This is a genomic window from Marinobacter xestospongiae (genome assembly GCF_023156385.1).
In the GTDB taxonomy this organism is placed as follows: domain Bacteria; phylum Pseudomonadota; class Gammaproteobacteria; order Pseudomonadales; family Oleiphilaceae; genus Marinobacter; species Marinobacter xestospongiae.
On sequence record NZ_JAKZAK010000020.1, the window covers coordinates 17,667 to 34,993 of the forward strand.

A 17,327-nucleotide genomic window follows, 5' to 3' on the forward strand; every position below is an offset into this window, starting at 1 on the left:
CAATGATGAAGATTACGGAACGTAGCAAAGCCCGTCGCGGATACACCCGGTCAGGAGGACTGGGCAAACTGGGACGGGGCGTGGCAATTGCACTGATGACCGGCATCGCCCCGCTGGCGTTGCATGCCAGCATTGATCGCGAAGCCAGTTATGAGCCCGTCTCACCGACGGTGGATCAGGCCCGCGCCAACATTCTGATCGCCCGCCAGCTACAGTTCACCCACTTCCGTGATCTGTCCATCGACGACAGCCTGTCGAGTGAGGTCTTCGACGCCTACCTCGACTATCTGGATGGTCAGCGGGTCTATCTGACTCAGCAAGACCTGGAGCGCTTTGAACCCCTTCGTTTTGGTCTGGGTGCAGCCCTCAAGACCGGTCGCCTGCAACCGGGTTTCGATATCTACAACACCGTGCAGCAACGTGTGATCGAGCGGCTGGAGTTCGCACTCGAGCTGGTGAATCAAGGCATTGACCAGCTCGACTTCGACCGAGACGAATCGCTGCTGCTGGACCGCTCCGAGGCCAACTGGGTCGCCAATCAGCAAGAGCTCGACGAACTATGGCGCAAGCGTATCAAGAACGCCGTGCTGGCACAGCGCCTTTCCGACAAGAGTGATGAAGACATCGAGAAGAGTCTCAAGCGTCGCTACGAGAGCCAACTCAATCGCTCGCGTCAGGCCCGCAGTGAAGACGCCTTTCAGGCCTACATGAACGCCTTCGCCGGCATGTGGGACCCGCACACCTCCTACTTCTCGCCACGCACCTCGGAGAACTTCAACATCAACATGAGCCTTTCCCTTGAGGGCATCGGCGCCGTGTTGCAGGGCGACAACGAATACACCAAGGTGGTTCGCCTGGTCCCCGGTGGACCGGCCTCCAAGCAGGGCCAGTTGCAGCCGGCAGATCGCATTGTCTCGGTGACCCAGGAAGACGAAGACACCCCGGTCAACGTCATCGGCTGGCGCCTGGACGAGGTGGTGGACCTGATCCGTGGCCCGCGCAATTCCGTGGTCACCCTGGAAGTCATCCCCGCCAGCGCCTCCGATGACAGCATGACCCGCACCATTGCCATCAAGCGTGACCAGGTCAAGCTGGAGGAGCAAAGCGCCAGCAGCGAGGTGATTCAGCTCCAGCGCGACGGCAGCAACTACCGTATCGGTGTGATCACCATTCCCACCTTTTACGCCGATTTCCGGGCCATGCAGAAAGGCGACCCCAACTACAAGAGCACCACCCGCGATGTCCGTCAGCTGATCGATGAGCTTGAAGACGACGGGATCGATGGATTGGTGGTGGACCTGCGCAACAACGGCGGCGGCGCCCTGCACGAGGCCAACGACCTGGTGGGCCTGTTCATTGATGAGGGTCCGACGGTACAGATCCGCAACGCCAATAACGACGTGCAGGTGCTGACCGACCAGGACCCGACCGTGTCCTATGACGGCCCCATGGTGGTTATGGTCAATCGCATGAGCGCATCCGCCTCGGAGATTTTCGCCGGCGCCATCCAGGACTACGGCCGCGGCCTGGTGGTGGGCTCCCAGACCTTTGGCAAGGGCACCGTTCAGGCGGTACGACCGCTCAACCACGGCCAGCTCAAGATCACCCAGTCGAAGTTTTACCGGGTTTCGGGGGGCTCCACCCAGCACAAGGGCGTGGTGCCGGACATTGAGATTCCGTCCCGCGTCGACTTCTCCCGCATCGGTGAGGACGCCCTTGATCACGCCCTGCCCTGGGACCAGATCGAGGCGGTGCCCCATACCCGCTACTTCGATTTCAGCGGCATCATCGACCAGCTTCGCAAGAATCACGACGAGCGTTTTGCCACCGATCCGGAGTTTCAACTGCTGCAGCAGGAGATCGACTTCCTCACCGAGCAGCGCGCCCAGGACTACGTCAGCCTGAATGCCGACGTGCGCGCGGTTGAATTGCAGCAGATCGAGGATACCCGCCTGCGCATCGCCAATGCCCGCCGGGAGATTCAGGGCGAAAGCACGTTCGAGACGCTGGAGGAGCTGGAAGACTGGCAAACCGCCCAGGCTGCCGATCCGGACGGCCAGGAAGACGAGCTCGACTTCATCCTCCGCGAAGGGGGCCACATCATGGCCGACATGCTGGAACTGGATCGCCGACTGGCTTCCATTGGCGCCATGGAAACCATTGCCGCCCAGGCCAACTGACCGGCGCGGGGAACCGACTCATGGCCAAAGACGACAGCCAGAACCGGGCCCGTGCCATCGAAAGCCTGCTGATGGACGCCATGCACGCCATGACGTCCATGGAACAGGTGGAGCGCCTGGACGATCCGGCGCTGTCACCGCCCCCCACCGGCCCGGATCGTTCCGGGCCGGCCTCCAGCCGCGAAGACTCCCTGTTTGATCGGCTCGCAGGCCTCACCGGTTCGGCCCTGCGCTTTGCCTCCCGATCCACCGATACCTCCATCCGCCTCGGCAAGGCCCTGATGAAATCCCAGGACCAGCTCCGCATGATGCTGGCAGCGGGTCAGTCCCTCAGTGATATCCGTCAGGTGCTGGGGCTGACCCTCAACGAGATGAGCGACGCCCTCAACCTCCGGGACAAGTCGGTGCTGGAGGCGATCGAAAACGGCACCGCCACCCTGTCGTTCGAACTGATCCTGCGACTGGCCGCGCTGGTGGCCCGCAACGACCCGATTCCATTCATCCTGCGTACCGCACGCACCTACAATCCGGAAGTCTGGCAGCTGCTGAACGACTGGGGAGTCGGCCGACTGCCATTGCAGTTCGAACGGGAACGCCAGTTCATCAACATTTTCCGCAGCCACGATGATGCCAGAAACCTCTCCGACGAGGGGTTCCAGAAGGTACTGGAATTCACCCGCCAGAGTTTCGAGATGTCACTGCATTTTGTCGAAGAGCAGGAACAGGAAATGGCCCGCTGGCGGAACGCTCAGGGCGGCGAAGACCCGTCCGAGAACAACGAGCCCCCGACGGGAAAATAGTCCCTAAAAGCCCCCTTAAAGCAGACGCCTGAAGCAGTTCCCAAGAGGCGTTTTCAGCAAACGCCGGTCAGTGTGCCCCGAACACCGCCGCCATGGCGGTCGGGCCAGGCTGCTCGATCACCCCCTTCTCGGTAACGATGGCATCAATCAGCCCCGCGGGTGTGACGTCAAACACCGGATTGAACACATCCACCTGCGCTGGCGCCAGCGGCTGCCCCTGAACCTGACGGACCTCATCGCCCCCGCGCTCTTCGATGGGTATCGATTCTCCAGACTGCAACGACATGTCCACGGTGCTCGACGGTGCCACCACCATAAACTTCACGCCGTGATGGCGCGCCAGCACCGCCAGGCTGTAGGTGCCAATCTTGTTGGCGACGTCGCCATTGGCGGTAATGCGGTCAGCGCCCACCACCACCCAGCGGACGTCCCCCCGGGCCAGGACCCAGGCGGCAGCCCCATCGGCATTGAGCGTGACCGGAATGCCATCGCGGGTCAGCTCCCAGGCGGTCAGCCGACTGCCCTGAAGCCAGGGACGGGTTTCATCGGCGTACACCCGTTGCAGCCGGCCACACTCATGAAGGCGACGAATCACCCCCAGCGCGGTACCGTAGCCTCCGGTCGCCAGGGCACCGGTGTTGCAGTGTGTGAGTACTGAGAACGGAGCCTCCTCCGCCATCACCGAAAGAGCGTGATCCGCCATCGCCAGGTTCGCGGCCAGATCTTCCCGATGGATGGCCTCGGCGGTCTCGGTCAACCGTGCCCGGGCGGCGGCCAGATCCTCACAGTCATCCAGTACGGTGGCAATCCGCTTCAAGGCCCAGAACAGATTAACGGCGGTCGGGCGTGACGCCGCCAGTACCCGCGATGCCTCGGCCAGGTCGTGGCGCCACTGATCCGCCCGCGCCTGTTGCGCGGCCAACGCCATGCCATAGGCCGCGCTGATGCCGATGGCCGGTGCACCACGCACCACCATGTCACGGATACAGCTGGCCACCTCGACGGCAGAAGCCAGGCTCAGCCACTGCTCCTGCCCCGGCAACAGACGCTGATCCAGCAGTTCCAGGCGATCGCCAAACCAGCGGATGGCCACGGTACCCAGAGTACGGTTCTGGGCATCGCTCTGCGCACCGCCCTGGGAAGCGAGGGCCAAGGCGGGATTGAATTCGGACATGGGCAAACTCCAGCTCTGGGGGAAAGCCGTCAGTATACGTTAGGAAGTCTGTAGGCTGGAGGCCATTCCCCGCGACCGTTATACTTTCCAGCCTGATGACGGACAGGCCACGGTGAACTCGGCCGGTACGCGACAACAACCGGTACGCGACAACAAAAGGGTATGCAATGACGTCAGACTCCGGAGTCTCCCCCAAAACCATCCATGCCGCCGATCTGCGCATCGACGCCCGCTGGGTAATCCCCATCGAGCCAGCCGGTGTGGTGCTGGAACATCACGCCGTGCTGATTCAGGGTGATCGCATTGCCGCGGTGATTCCCCAGCAGGAAGCCGACACCGGGTACCGCGCCAAGGAAACCATCCGCCTGGACAGTCACGTGGTGATGCCGGGGCTGATCAACCTTCACGGCCACGCCGCCATGTCGCTGTTTCGGGGGCTGGCGGATGACCTGCCGCTGATGACCTGGCTCAACGACCACATCTGGCCCGCCGAGGGCCGCTATGTGGACGAGTCCTTTATCTTCGACGGCACCCGGCTGGCTATCGCCGAAATGCTGCGTACCGGCACCACCACCTTCTCAGACATGTACTTCTTTCCCGAGGTGGTGGCGGAACTGGCCCACGATACCGGCATCCGCGCCCAGGTATGCTTCCCGCTGCTGGACTTTCCCACCATGTGGGGCAGCGGTCCTGATGACTACCTGGCAAAAGGCACCGCACTGATTGAGCGCTGGCAGGGCGACGACTACGTCGCCCCGGCCATCGGTCCCCACGCCCCCTACACCGTTTCGGATGAGCCCCTGAGACAGTGCCTGGCGCTGGCTCAGGACAAGCAGGTGGCCATTCAGATCCATCTTCACGAAACCGCCTTTGAGGTTTCCGACGCACTGGCCAAGACCGGTCGACGACCGACCGAGCGCTTGGCGGAACTGGGGCTGCTGGGCCCGGGACTCCAGTGCGTACACATGACCCAGATCGACGATACGGACGTTCGCCTGCTCCGGGAGTCTGGTGCCCACGTGGTTCATTGCCCGGAATCCAACCTCAAACTGGCCAGCGGGCTGTGCCCGACCGAACGCCTGCGTCAGGCTGGTGTCAACGTCACCATCGGTACCGACGGTGCCGCCAGCAATAACGATCTGGATCTGTTCGGCGAAATCCGCACCGCCGCCATGCTCGCCAAGGTGGTGGCGGATGACGCCGCCGCACTGTCCGCCCACCAGGCCCTGGCCATGGCCACCCTGAATGGCGCCAAGGCGCTGGGGCGGGACCACGAACTGGGCTCACTGGTTGCCGGCAAACGTGCGGATCTGATCGCCGTCGACCTGGGCGATCCGTTCCTGCAGCCAGTGTATGACCCGGCTTCACATCTCGTATACAGTAACCACAGCCGCCAGGTGAGCCATAGCTGGATCAATGGCGTACCTCAGGTTCAGGATGGCCGGTTAACCCGGATCGATGTTCCGGACCTGATGTTCAAGGTTCAGGCCTGGGCCGACACCATCCGCTCCGGCCAGACCGGCTGACACCGCTATCCGAATCGCGGCCCCGGCCCGATCGCCCGACTGGAATCGACCATGACCAATCAGAACGTAGACCGCAACGAAGTCGCCAAGTTTGAAGCCCTGGCCAGCCGCTGGTGGGACCCCGGCAGCGAGTTCAAGCCGTTGCACGACATCAACCCGCTGCGCCTCAATTACATTGACCAGAAAGCGCAACTGGCCGGCAAGAAAGTGTTGGATGTTGGTTGTGGTGGTGGCCTGCTTTCCGAAGGCATGGCTCGGCACGGCGCCCACGTGACCGGCATCGATATGGGCGAGGCGCCCCTGTCGGTGGCCAAACTCCATGGCCTGGAGAGCGGCGTCAAGGTTGACTACCAGCGCATCACGGTGGAGGAACTGGCCGCCGATCCTGCCCATGCCGGCCAGTACGATGTGGTCACCTGTCTGGAAATGCTGGAGCACGTGCCCCAGCCGGACTCGGTGATTCGGGCCTGCGCCGCCATGCTCAAGCCCCGCGGCCACCTGTTCGTCTCCACCATCAATCGCAACCCGAAGTCGTTCCTGTTTGCGATTGTGGGCGCCGAGTACGTCCTCAACATGCTGCCCAAGGGCACCCACGAATGGCGTAAGTTCATCCGGCCGTCCGAGATGTCCGACCACCTCCGCCACGCCGGTCTGGAAATTCGTGATCTCACCGGCATGACCTACAACCCGATCACCAAAAGCTACCGTTTGGGTCGGGATGTCGACGTCAACTATCTGATGCACGCCGTCGACCCGCGCGATCCCGCTGCTGACAGCAACAACCCGGAGGCCTCGGCGTGAGCCGCCGGCCGTCCACGGTGCTGTTCGACCTGGACGGCACCCTGATCGACACCGCGCCGGATTTTATTCGCTGCCTCAATCTGCTGCGTCAGCAGCGGGGGCTCCCCGCGCTGCCGGCGGAGCAGATCCGCCGCTCGGTCTCCAACGGTGCTCGGGCAATGATCGACGTGGGCTTTGGGCTTGGCCCCGATGATCAGGACTATCTGGAACACCACAGCGCGTTCCTGGACCTCTACGAGGACGGTGTCGCCGAGGAAACGACCCTGTTCCCCGGCATGGAGGAACTGCTGGTCTGGCTGGAGGGGGAAGGCATTCCCTGGGGCATCGTCACCAACAAGCCCGCCCGCTTCACCACCCCCCTGCTGGCAGCCCTGGCGCTGGATGACCGCTGTGCCGCGGTGGTCTGCCCCGACCACGTCAGCCAGCGCAAGCCCCATCCGGAGTCGATACTGTTGGCCTGCCGCCAACTGAACGTGGTGCCGGATCACGGCATTTACGTAGGCGACCACCGTCGCGACATCGAGGCGGGCCGCAACGCCGGTATGACCACCATTGCCGTGCGTTATGGCTATATCGAGCAGCCTGAGGAGGTTGATCTCTGGCAAGCCGACGAGGTGGCCGCCACGGTCGACGAGCTTGCAAAGCTGATACAATACCGCTGATTGACGGTGGGACGTTGACCGGACGGCCCGCTTCACCGAATTCCGACCACGGAGACCCTCTATGCACGACTACCAAGCGCCGGCTGACCTGCTGAAGGATCGAGTCATCCTGGTAACCGGCGCCGGCAGTGGCATTGGCCGGGCCGCCGCCCTGGCCTACGCCGCCCACGGCGCCACCGTCATCCTGCTGGGCCGCACTACCTCGAAACTTGAGGAGCTCTACGACGAGATCGAGGCTGCCGGTTACCCGCAACCCGCCATCGTTCCGATGAATCTGGAGGGAGCGGCGGTCAAGGAATACGAAGAGATGGCGATGACCATCGAGGAAACCTTCGGGCGCCTTGACGGCATCCTCCACAACGCCGCCATCCTCGGCACCCGCAGCCCGGTGGAACTGTACGATCCGGAAACCTGGAACCGGGTAATGCAGGTGAACGCCACCGCCCCCTTCCTGCTGACCCGGGCGTTGATTCCACTGCTGCGCCAGTCCGACGGCGCCTCGGTGATTTTCACCTCCTCCGGTGTGGGTCGTCAGGCCAAGGCCTACTGGGGGGCCTACGCAGTGTCCAAGTTTGCACTGGAAGGGCTCAGCCAGCTGCTGTCCGATGAGCTTGACGATGAACGCCACAACGTCCGCGTCAACAGCCTGAACCCCGGCGCCACCCGCACCAACATGCGAGCCCACGCCTACCCGGCGGAAAGCCCCCAAAAGAACCCGGCACCGGAAGAGCTGATGCCGATCTATCTTTACCTGATGGGTGCGGACAGCAAGGGCGTCAACGGCCAGCAGCTGGACGCCCAGCCCAAGCCGTAACACCGGATCGCCCATGGAAATCACGTTCTACACAACTGCCCAGTGCCACCTGTGCGAGCAGGCCGAAGCGCTGCTGGTGGCCACCCCGCTGCCGGGTCCGATCCCGGTGGAGGTGGTGGACATCGCCGAATCCGCCGAGCTGGTGACGCGCTATGGCACCCGCATTCCGGTGCTCCAGCGCAGTGACACCGGCGCCGAGCTGGGCTGGCCCTTCAACCAGGCCCAGTTGATCACCTTCCTGCAATCCTGACGCCCACGCTACCGAACGATTGAGGACTCTGTTTCCCATGTTGATGGTTATTTCCCCGGCCAAGACCCTGGACTACGATAGCCCGCTGGCCACCGATCGCCATACCCAGCCGGACTTTCTCGACGATGCCTGCGAACTGATCGATCAGCTCAAGGAACTGGAGCCCCATCAGGTCAGTAACCTGATGCACATCAGCGACAAACTCGGCCAGCTCAATGCCGAGCGTTTCCGCAACTGGCAACTGCCATTCACTCCCGATAACGCCCGCCAGGCGGTCCTCGCCTTCAAGGGCGACGTTTACACCGGGCTGCAGGCGGAAACGTTCAGCGACGACGATTTCGAATTTGCCCAGGATCACCTGCGAATGCTGTCCGGCCTCTACGGCCTGCTGCGACCGCTGGACCTGATGCAGCCCTATCGCCTGGAAATGGGCACCCGGTTCGAGAACCGGCGTGGCAAGGATCTCTATGCCTTCTGGGGAGACCAGCTGACCGAGGAAGTGAACCGCCTGCTGGCAGCCGATGACGGCGTGCTGGTCAACCTGGCCTCCAACGAGTACTTCAAGAGCATTCGCAAGAAAGCCCTCGACGGCCGCCTGGTCACGCCCCAGTTCAAGGACTGGAAGAACGGCCAGTACAAGATGATCAGTTTCTACGCCAAGAAGGCCCGCGGTCTGATGTGCCGCTACGCCATCCAGAATCGCATCCGCCAGGCGGAGGACCTCAAAGGCTTCGACCTCGAGGGTTACCGCTTCAGTGCAGAACAGTCGGATCAGAACAACTGGGTATTCCTGCGCAAGGAAGACTGACCCTTTGATGTTTCAGAGCTTAGCGTGCAAAAGGTGACTACATGAGTGAAGCAGTATTCTCCCAGATCGCCATGGTGGTGATGCTGACCGGCCTGATCGGCTGGATGGGCTTCATCGTCTGGGATCTGGCCAAGAAATCCCAGGCCGGCCGTTTCGGCACCATCGCCCTGTTCATTGTGCTCGGCACCGGCGTCATGGGCTTTCTGATCAAGACCGTGCTGGTCGAAGTCATGAATCTATAGCCGGCTTTTTCCTTTCCCTTTACGGTCACCGGTGGTGGCCGTATCATCCTCCCCCCAGTAAATTTGCCAACCCAGCTACCGGCCAACCCCGGTTGCGGCTCGGCCGCCAGACCGATGAGGACCCGATACCATGTGGTTTCGTAATGCCCGCGTATACCGTTTCAGCAAACCTTTTGAAATCAGCGCCGAGTCGCTGGAAGAGCAGTTGCAGGCCGACGCCTTTCAACCCTGCGGCCCCCAGGAGATTTCCCGCCAGGGCTGGGTTGCACCCCTGGGCAAGCACGGCGATCAGCTGGTCCACAGCGCCGGCGGCTATCACCTGATTACCCTGCGCAAAGAAGAGAAGCTGCTGCCAGGGCCGGTGATCAAAGAGCTGATGGAAGAGCGGGTGGAAGTGATCGAAGCGGAACAGCACCGCAAGGTCCGCCGCAAGGAAAAAGACGAAATCAAGGAACAGGTCACCCTGGAAATGCTGCCCCGGGCATTCTCCAAGAACCGTCGTTGCTACGCCTACCTGGCGCCCCAGGACGGTCTGCTGGTAGTGGATGCCAGTTCCGCCAAACAGGCGGAGGATCTGGCCTCGTTCCTGCGCAAGAGCCTGGGCTCACTGCCGGTGCGGCCGCCGGCGGTAGAACAGGCACCGGCCTTTACCCTCACCGGCTGGCTCACTGAAAGTATCGATCTGCCTGCCACCCTGACACTGGGCGACGAATGCGAACTCAAGGACCCGTCCGAAGACGGTGGCGTGGTGCGCTGCAAGGGCCTGGACCTGCAGGGGGATGAGATTCGCAGCCATCTCGACGCCGGTATGCAGGTCACCAAACTGGCCCTGACCTGGGAGGACAGCCTGTCCTTTATCCTCGACGAAGAACTGGGCATCCGCCGGCTCAAGTTTGGCGATACCCTGCAGGAAAAGCTCGACGACGTGGAAGCCGACGACGCCGTGGCCCGCTTTGACGCCGCCTTCTCGCTGATGACCCTGGAGGTTTCACGGCTGGTGCCGGGCCTTCTCGAGGCCCTTGGTGGCGAGGACCGCTCCGCGATCATCGAATCGGAGTAAACGGTCCGATGTCAGTGGGAGTCGCTGCTCAGGCGCTCCCGCTGCCAGTCTTTCTCCGGCTCGTTGAGCACCAGCCGCAGGTCCATCACTTCCTCCTCCCGGTTGTAGCTCACCTCAAAGCCCAGATGTTCCGCCAGCGCCAGCATTGGCCGGTTGTCCGGCAACACGTTGCCCACCATTTCCATGGTGCCCCGGGAACGGCAGTAGTCGATCATCTTCTGCATCAACGCCACTCCCAGGCCCTCGCCTTTCATCTTGTCGTGCACCATCACCGCGAACTCGCAGCGCAGGTTGTCGGCATCAGTCCAGACCCGAACAGTACCGAGAGTTTCCTCGCCCTCGCCGTCCTCTTTCGGCGCGTTGGCGATGAACACCATCTCCCGGTCGTAGTCGATCTGTACCATCTGCGCCACATCCTCGCGGGAGAAGTGCTTGCGGAACTGGAAGAAACGATAGCGGATCGACTCCGGTGACTGGATCTCGTGGAAGGCCCGGTGGGCCGGTTCATCTTCCGCCAGTACCGGTCGGATAATCACCCGGCGACCAGACTTGGGCAGAACAATCCACTCCTCAAGCTCACGGGGATAGGGCTGAATGATCGGGCGTCCCGGGGTATCGGAGACATCGATGGCCACATCCACCGCGACCGTGCCCTGCTCGTTGAACAGCAGTGGTGAAATCTCCAGTCCCTTGATTTCCGGGTTGTCGATGACGATCTGGGACAGCGTCACCAGGGTTTCCGCCACCGCCCGGATGTCCTCTTCCGGTCGCAGGCTGTACTCCTGCAGCAGCTTGTACATATAGGTGCGCTGCAACAACTGCCGCGCCAGCACCATGTTCAGTGGCGGCAACGCAATCTGCCGGTCGGTCATCACGTTGATCTGGGCACCGGCGGCACCACACACCACCAACGGGCCAAAATTGGCATCCCGGGTGATGCCGACGCTGAACTCAATGCCCCCCACATGCTGGTAGGAGTGCTGGACCGCAAACCCGAGGAAGCCGCTGTCAGCGTAGAAACGCCGGTACTCCTCCATCAGGATCTTGCAGGAATCCAGAATCGCTCCCTCACTGTTCAGGCCCTGGATGGTGGATTTATAGCGCCCACGGCCGGTGCGCTGCTCCATGAAAGGGTGACAGGACAACTCGTGAATCAGGGTGACATCCACTGGACGCCGCTCGACAGCAAAGGCTTCCAGCACCTCCTCAACGTCATCGCAGTAGTAGGTCTCGATGGTGTTGAGACCATAGTCACGGATCACCTCCCGCGCCTCCCGGTTGGACAGGTGGCGACGTTTTGATCGCAGCGTGCGCAATACCAGCTTGCGGGTGTGGCTGTGATCAGCGAAGTGATCGGTAAACGACTCCGGAGTCTCCGACAACAATCGCTGCACCCGCTGGTGATTGACGTGCTGCATGAAGGCCTTGACGGCCTTCTCCGGAGAAAAGAACGATGGGATGCCAGCGCGATAGAACTCATCCCGGGCTTCCATCACCGTGCTCTGCCCCAGCCAACAGGTGAACACATTGAGCCGGGTGCCCTTCACCGCCTGCACCACCGCATCGGCAATCTGCAGGTTGTCTTCGGTCAGGCTGGGGGAATACATCACCAGTACATTGGCCACTTCCGGGTCCCGGGCCAGAATCTTGACGGCCTTGGCGTAGAGTTCCGGCGATGCATCGTAGTTGAGATCGATGGGGTTGCGGCGGGTCCAGTACTGGGGCAACAGGTCTGCCAGTTCATCAATGGTGCGATCCGACAGCTTGGCCAGCTGGCCGCCGGAACGGGCCAGCCGGTCCACCGCCAGTACGCCAGGGCCAACGCCGTTGGACATGATCGCCAGGGACTCCTGGCGCAGCGGCCGCATCCGGGTCAGGGTTTCCAGCGCGTCGAACATCTGGCCCAGGCCATCAACCCGCAATACACCGGCCCGCTGCAGCACCGCGTCGAAGATCGGGTCAGTACGGGTCAGCCCCACCGGCAGGTCATAAGGGAACCACTCTGATTCCGGCACCCGCCCACTCTTGACCGCGATCACCGGTTTGGTACGTGATGCCACCCGAACCGCCGACATGAAACGGCGGGCATTGGGGATGTTCTCGATATGCAGAAGGATCGCCCGGGTCTTGCTGTCCTGAGCCAGGTAATCGATCAGGTCATCGTGATCGATGTCCATGCCATCGCCAAGGGTCAGAAAGTAGGAGAAGCCGACACCGCGGGCAAACGCCCAGTCGATCACCGAACTGGCGATGGTACCTGACTGCCCCACGAACGCGACCTTGCCGGGAATCGCGCCCATGTGCGCGTATGTGGCGTTAAGGCTCCTGGCCGGCACCATCAGCCCGATGGTGTTGGGGCCAAGCACCCGGATGCCGGTATCCCGGGCAGCGTCGCGCACCGAGTACATCAGCGGCTGACCGGTCTTGCTGTGGGCCCGGGACATCCCCCCGGTCATCACGATGGCGGTGCGCACGCCCTCTTCCCCCAACCGGCGGATCATCTTCGGTACCGTGTCCGGCGGCGTACAGACGATGGCCAGATCCGGCGTGAAGCCCATGCGTGATACTTTCTTGACGCAGGGCACACCGTGAACATCGTCGTAATCGCTCTGGTTGATCACTAGCAGGCGGCCGGGATACCCGCCCCCCATCAGGTTACGCAAGACCATGCCGCCCAGGCTGTCGGCCCGCTCTGAGGCCCCGACAACAGCGATGGATGACGGATTGAACAGGTTTTCCAGATAACGGGTACCCAAGCTCGGGACTCCTTGCGGCGATGACTTCAAGGCGTTGTTTTACACTATCTTAGGCGCTCGGGATTTGATGTAAAACGGATTTATGCGTGATTGCAGATGAATGGCGGAAAAGCCGCCGACAGGCGATGCCAGAACGGTCCGATTGCGCTGGCCAGGTCATGACAATGCGACGACCGATTACGACCAAAGAAACAGAGCAGGCTATCGATATCCTTGATAACATGGGATAAACAAAACCGCCGGCAAGCCGGGACAAACATGACCACAGCCTTCTTCTCACACGACGATTGCGCCAAACACAACATGGGAGCGGAGCACCCAGAGTGTCCTGAGCGGCTTTCGGCGATCATCAGTTATCTCGGCGACACCGAGCTGATGGGTACCCTGGATTGGATCAAACCCGAAGAAATCACCCGCGACCAGTTGCTATCCGTACATCCTGATCGCTACGTCCAACAGCTCGACATGATGCAACCGACACACGGCCGCATCTTCACCGATCCGGACACCGCAATGATGCCCGATACCCTGCGCGCTGCCCGGCTGGCCGCCGGCGCCAATGTACAGGCGGTGGACATGGTGATGAGCGGACAGGTCACCAACGCCTTTGTCTGCGCCCGGCCCCCCGGTCATCACGCGGAACGGTCCAAATCGATGGGGTTCTGTTTCTACAACAACATCGCCCTGGCGGCGATGCGGGCCCTCAACTTCCATGGCCTGGAACGGGTTGCCATCGTCGACTTTGATGTCCATCAGGGCAATGGCACGGTCGACATTGTCCAGGGCGATGAGCGCATCCTGATGTGCTCCAGTTTCCAGCACCCCTTCTACCCTCACTCCCACGTTTACCGTCAGGCCGACAACATTATCAACACCCCGATTGAGGCGAACACTTCAGCGGCGGAATACCGTAAGCGGGTGGAAGCCGACTGGCTGCATCGGTTACAGGACTTTCGCCCCCAGCTGGTGCTGGTATCGGCGGGGTTTGATGGCCACCGGCTGGACCCGATGGCCGAACTGAACCTGGAAGCGGAAGACTACCGCTGGCTCACCGACATGCTCACCAGCGTCGCAGCGGATCACGCCAATGATCGCCTGGTGTCGACGCTGGAAGGTGGCTACCACCTCAAAGGTCTGGCTGAAAGCGTAGCCGCCCACCTGGAAGGTCTGGCCAGCATTCGTTAGCGCAACAGCCCCTTCCAGTACACCGACATCAATTCGAGAACCGGCGATCAGCCGTTGCTGGGGCTACCGCCGTAACCGTTGGCCTGCTGCAACTCAGGCCGGTCCCCCTGACGCTGCAAGCGGATGGTGGTGCGGCGGTTTTCAGACAGTCGTGACCCCGCCGGGAAGCGGTCGCCGTGGGCACGGGAGGTAATCATGTCCTCGGGCACACCGCGGGCCTTGAGGTATTCCACCACCACCTCGGCGCGTTCTTCCGACAACGCCCGGTTGTGGATTCGGCGACCGGTGCGGTCGGTGTGACCATCTACAAAAATCCGCTCGACCGTGGGATCGGCCTGGATATAGGTGGCAATGTTATCAAGCAGGGTGCGATCAGCCTGGGACAGTCGGGCACTGTCCACCGCAAACGGAATCCGCGAGCGCTTGATCTGGTCATAGTTGGCCGGCAGCAGCCCGCCCGCACAGCGGCGATAGCCATCGTACTGGTTGGCAAAATTGATGTTGGACACCCGTACCCGAACCGGGTCCGGACCATACCAAGCCTCACGGGTGACCGTGGGTGCCATACCCCGCAACAGTCCCTGAACCAGCTGCATGGTGTGGCGAGGCCCCAGCGACAGCGGCCGCTCACTCTCCTCCACCTTCACCCGGGCGACTGGCATTGGCCGCGCGCCCGGCCGCCAGGACGGCGCTTCCACCGACACCGAGGCCAGTCCCGGCTTCATCATAGGCAGCTGCGGTTCCAGGTAGAAACGCAGGGATTCGCCGGCACGATGCTGGAAGATGGCCTTGCCATAGCCCGGCACATCGTGACTCAGGGTGCAGTCAAAGACCGACTCCGACAGATACCATTGGCTGTTCTCGATGCCGGCGCCAAAGCTGCCCGCCGATACATTCCCCGACACCCCAAGGGCGGTCAGGGCAATGGCTGCTGTGATGGTGGAAATCCTGAGCATGGTCGTATCCGCTGGATGCCTGTCCGTTGTCTTTGTACTCGTATCGGCTGCTGACCCGCGTTCTTTAGCCATCCATCACCAGGATTTTGAATAATGTCTCAAGAAGCACGTGGCAGTGGAATCCCAGGTTGAGCAAGGCGCCTCCGGTCTGTTCTGGTATACTCCCGCCCACGAAGTAATCAACACACATGGGCATCGATACCCACGGCTCCATCCGCCAGGCCTGGCGGAAAGGCGCCCTGCGACCAGGACACCGGACATGACCAACACCCTCACCCTGACCCGCCCCGACGACTGGCACCTGCACGTACGCGATGGCGACATCCTGAACGACGTGGTACCGGCAACGGCGCGCTGTTTTGGTCGGGCCATCATCATGCCCAATCTGGTACCGCCGGTGGTCAATGTCGAACAGGCGATGGCGTACCGGGATCGTATCCTGGCCGCCACCCCCACCGACAGTGGTTTCGATCCTCTGGTAACCCTGTACCTGACCGAGACCACCAGCGCCGAGGACATTCACGCCGCCCGGGCCGCCGGCATTGTGGCCGCCAAACTCTACCCGGCCGGCGCCACCACCAATTCCGCCTCCGGGGTCACCGACATCCGCAACATCGACCCGGTGCTCGCCGCGATGGCGGACTGTGGCATGCTGCTGCTGGTGCACGGCGAAGTGACCGACGCCGAGATTGATATCTTCGATCGCGAAAAAGTGTTCCTCGACCGGGTGCTGGCCCCTACCCTGGAGCGGTTCCCGACCCTGAAGGTGGTGCTGGAACACATCACCACCGCCGATTCCGCCGAGTTCGTACAGCAGCACAGCGGCGACAACCTTGCCGCCACGCTGACGCCCCAGCACCTGATGTACAACCGTAATCACATGCTGGTGGGCGGCATCCGCCCGCACCTGTACTGCCTGCCGATCCTCAAGCGCAACCGCCATCAGCAGGCGTTGCGGGACGCGGTGGTCAGCGGCAACCCGCGCTTTTTCCTGGGCACGGACTCCGCCCCCCACGCCCGTGACCGCAAAGAAGCAAGCTGCGGCTGCGCCGGTTGCTACTCCGCCTACGGCGCCATCGAACTGTACGCCGATGTGTTCGAGGAGTTGGGCATTCTTGACCAGCTGGAAGCCTTTGCCAGCTTCAACGGCGCCGACTTCTACGGCCTGCCCCGCAACACCGATACCATCACCCTGGTGCGGGAGCCGTGGAACATGCCGGAGCGTCTGCCACTGGCCGGTGGTGACATCGTGCCACTGAAAGCCGGTGAGACCCTGAACTGGCGCCTGGCCGAGGCCTGAAGACGGGGCGAGAAGGACGCCCCATATTCGTCAACGACATTTGAAACCTAGGAGTCCCAGTGACTGACGACAACAACGCCCCCCACCCCCTGTCCGCCCGATTTCGCGGATTCCTGCCCGTGGTGGTGGATGTGGAAACCGCCGGCTTCAACGCCCGCACCGATGCCCTGCTGGAAGTGGCTGCGGTTCTGCTGACCATGGATGATGACGGCACCCTGCGACGGGGCGAAACCCACGTCCAGCACCTCGACCCCTTCGAGGGCGCCAATCTGGAGCAGTCGGCGCTGGACTTTACCGGCATTGATCCCTGGGATCCCAACCGGGAAGCCGTGCCGGAGCGGGAAGGTCTGAGCGAGATCTTCAGCCCGATCCGCAAGGCGGTGAAACTGCACGACTGCAAACGTGCGATCCTGGTTGGTCACAACGCCACCTTTGATCACAACTTCCTGTTTGCCGCCGCCGCCCGTGCCGACATCAAGCGCAATCCGTTCCATCCGTTTTCCACCTTTGACACTGCTACCCTGGCCGGCCTTGCCTACGGCCACACGGTACTGGCCCAGGCCTGCAAGCTTGCCGGCATTGCATTCAGCAACAAGGAAGCCCACGCAGCGGCTTACGACGCCGAGAAAACGGCCGATCTGTTCTGCGGTATCGTCAACCGCTGGCGTGACCTCGGCGGTTTCCCACCGCCCACCCTGGATCCGACCGACGTCTAAACTGAACACCGCGGCGTCCCATCCGACGGGGCGTTGCGGTCATCCTTCCCGGTCAATGCCACGCGCTGCTGCTTGTGTGCTATAACAGGCCTTTTCA

16 protein-coding genes are annotated in these 17,327 nt (G+C 62.2%); 13 read left to right on the top strand and 3 right to left on the bottom strand.

Annotated elements, in window-relative coordinates:
• The first annotated feature begins 5 nt into the window (after positions 1-5).
• A complete protein-coding gene (locus tag MLD24_RS14650; RefSeq protein WP_248167587.1) occupies positions 6-2,180 on the top strand; it encodes a carboxy terminal-processing peptidase in 2,175 nt (724 codons plus the stop codon).
• 20 nt (positions 2,181-2,200) lie between these two features.
• Complete coding sequence (locus MLD24_RS14655) at positions 2,201-2,980, top strand: helix-turn-helix domain-containing protein (protein WP_248167479.1); 780 nt, start codon at positions 2,201-2,203, stop codon at positions 2,978-2,980.
• A gap of 67 nt (positions 2,981-3,047) precedes the next feature.
• On the opposite strand, the gene mtnA is transcribed toward MLD24_RS14655, so the two are convergent.
• Positions 3,048-4,154: an S-methyl-5-thioribose-1-phosphate isomerase gene (gene mtnA / locus MLD24_RS14660; protein ID WP_227171618.1), complete on the bottom strand. Its 1,107-nt coding sequence runs from the start codon at positions 4,152-4,154 to the stop codon at positions 3,048-3,050.
• Between the two features lie 167 nt (positions 4,155-4,321).
• Here mtnA and MLD24_RS14665 point away from each other — a divergent pair, with 167 nt between their 5' ends.
• The 8 genes from MLD24_RS14665 (at position 4,322) to rdgC (ending at position 10,317) form a co-directional block, all read left to right on the top strand.
• Positions 4,322-5,680: a TRZ/ATZ family hydrolase gene (locus tag MLD24_RS14665; protein ID WP_248167482.1), complete on the top strand. Its 1,359-nt coding sequence runs from the start codon at positions 4,322-4,324 to the stop codon at positions 5,678-5,680.
• A gap of 51 nt (positions 5,681-5,731) precedes the next feature.
• Positions 5,732-6,481, top strand: a complete 750-nt coding sequence (gene ubiG, locus MLD24_RS14670; RefSeq protein ID WP_227171620.1) for a bifunctional 2-polyprenyl-6-hydroxyphenol methylase/3-demethylubiquinol 3-O-methyltransferase UbiG — start codon at positions 5,732-5,734, stop codon at positions 6,479-6,481.
• On the top strand, positions 6,478-7,143 hold the full coding sequence (locus MLD24_RS14675) for an HAD family hydrolase (RefSeq protein WP_227171621.1): 666 nt from the start codon (positions 6,478-6,480) through the stop codon (positions 7,141-7,143). The genes ubiG and MLD24_RS14675 overlap by 4 nt, the downstream gene beginning before the upstream one ends.
• 61 nt (positions 7,144-7,204) lie before the next feature.
• Positions 7,205-7,957 carry a YciK family oxidoreductase gene (locus MLD24_RS14680; protein WP_227171622.1) on the top strand — a complete coding sequence of 251 codons (753 nt, stop codon included), beginning with the start codon at positions 7,205-7,207 and terminating at the stop codon, positions 7,955-7,957.
• Between the two features lie 13 nt (positions 7,958-7,970).
• Positions 7,971-8,207: a glutaredoxin family protein gene (locus MLD24_RS14685; RefSeq protein ID WP_227171623.1), complete on the top strand. Its 237-nt coding sequence runs from the start codon at positions 7,971-7,973 to the stop codon at positions 8,205-8,207.
• 37 nt (positions 8,208-8,244) lie between these two features.
• Entirely contained in the window at positions 8,245-9,015 is a 771-nt protein-coding gene (yaaA, locus tag MLD24_RS14690; RefSeq protein WP_248167485.1) for a peroxide stress protein YaaA, read from the top strand.
• 41 nt (positions 9,016-9,056) lie between these two features.
• Positions 9,057-9,257: a DUF2788 domain-containing protein gene (locus MLD24_RS14695; protein ID WP_227171625.1), complete on the top strand. Its 201-nt coding sequence runs from the start codon at positions 9,057-9,059 to the stop codon at positions 9,255-9,257.
• A 130-nt stretch (positions 9,258-9,387) separates the two neighbouring features.
• Positions 9,388-10,317, top strand: coding sequence for a recombination-associated protein RdgC (rdgC, locus tag MLD24_RS14700; protein ID WP_248167487.1), 930 nt, complete (start codon positions 9,388-9,390; stop codon positions 10,315-10,317).
• 11 nt (positions 10,318-10,328) lie between these two features.
• Here rdgC and MLD24_RS14705 read toward each other — a convergent pair whose 3' ends face one another.
• Entirely contained in the window at positions 10,329-13,073 is a 2,745-nt protein-coding gene (locus MLD24_RS14705) for a bifunctional acetate--CoA ligase family protein/GNAT family N-acetyltransferase (protein WP_227171627.1), read from the bottom strand.
• Between the two features lie 258 nt (positions 13,074-13,331).
• Between MLD24_RS14705 and MLD24_RS14710 the strand changes: the two genes are divergently transcribed.
• Positions 13,332-14,258, top strand: coding sequence for a histone deacetylase family protein (locus MLD24_RS14710; RefSeq protein WP_248167490.1), 927 nt, complete (start codon positions 13,332-13,334; stop codon positions 14,256-14,258).
• A 47-nt stretch (positions 14,259-14,305) separates the two neighbouring features.
• Here MLD24_RS14710 and MLD24_RS14715 read toward each other — a convergent pair whose 3' ends face one another.
• Complete coding sequence (locus MLD24_RS14715) at positions 14,306-15,214, bottom strand: flagellar protein MotY (RefSeq protein WP_248167492.1); 909 nt, start codon at positions 15,212-15,214, stop codon at positions 14,306-14,308.
• A gap of 259 nt (positions 15,215-15,473) precedes the next feature.
• On the opposite strand from MLD24_RS14715, the gene pyrC reads away from it, so the two are divergent.
• Positions 15,474-16,514 (top strand): dihydroorotase, encoded by a 1,041-nt coding sequence (gene pyrC, locus MLD24_RS14720; protein WP_248167494.1) that lies wholly within the window; start codon positions 15,474-15,476, stop codon positions 16,512-16,514.
• A gap of 59 nt (positions 16,515-16,573) precedes the next feature.
• Positions 16,574-17,230 (top strand): ribonuclease T, encoded by a 657-nt coding sequence (gene rnt / locus MLD24_RS14725; RefSeq protein WP_227171631.1) that lies wholly within the window; start codon positions 16,574-16,576, stop codon positions 17,228-17,230.
• Positions 17,231-17,327 lie beyond the last annotated feature (97 nt).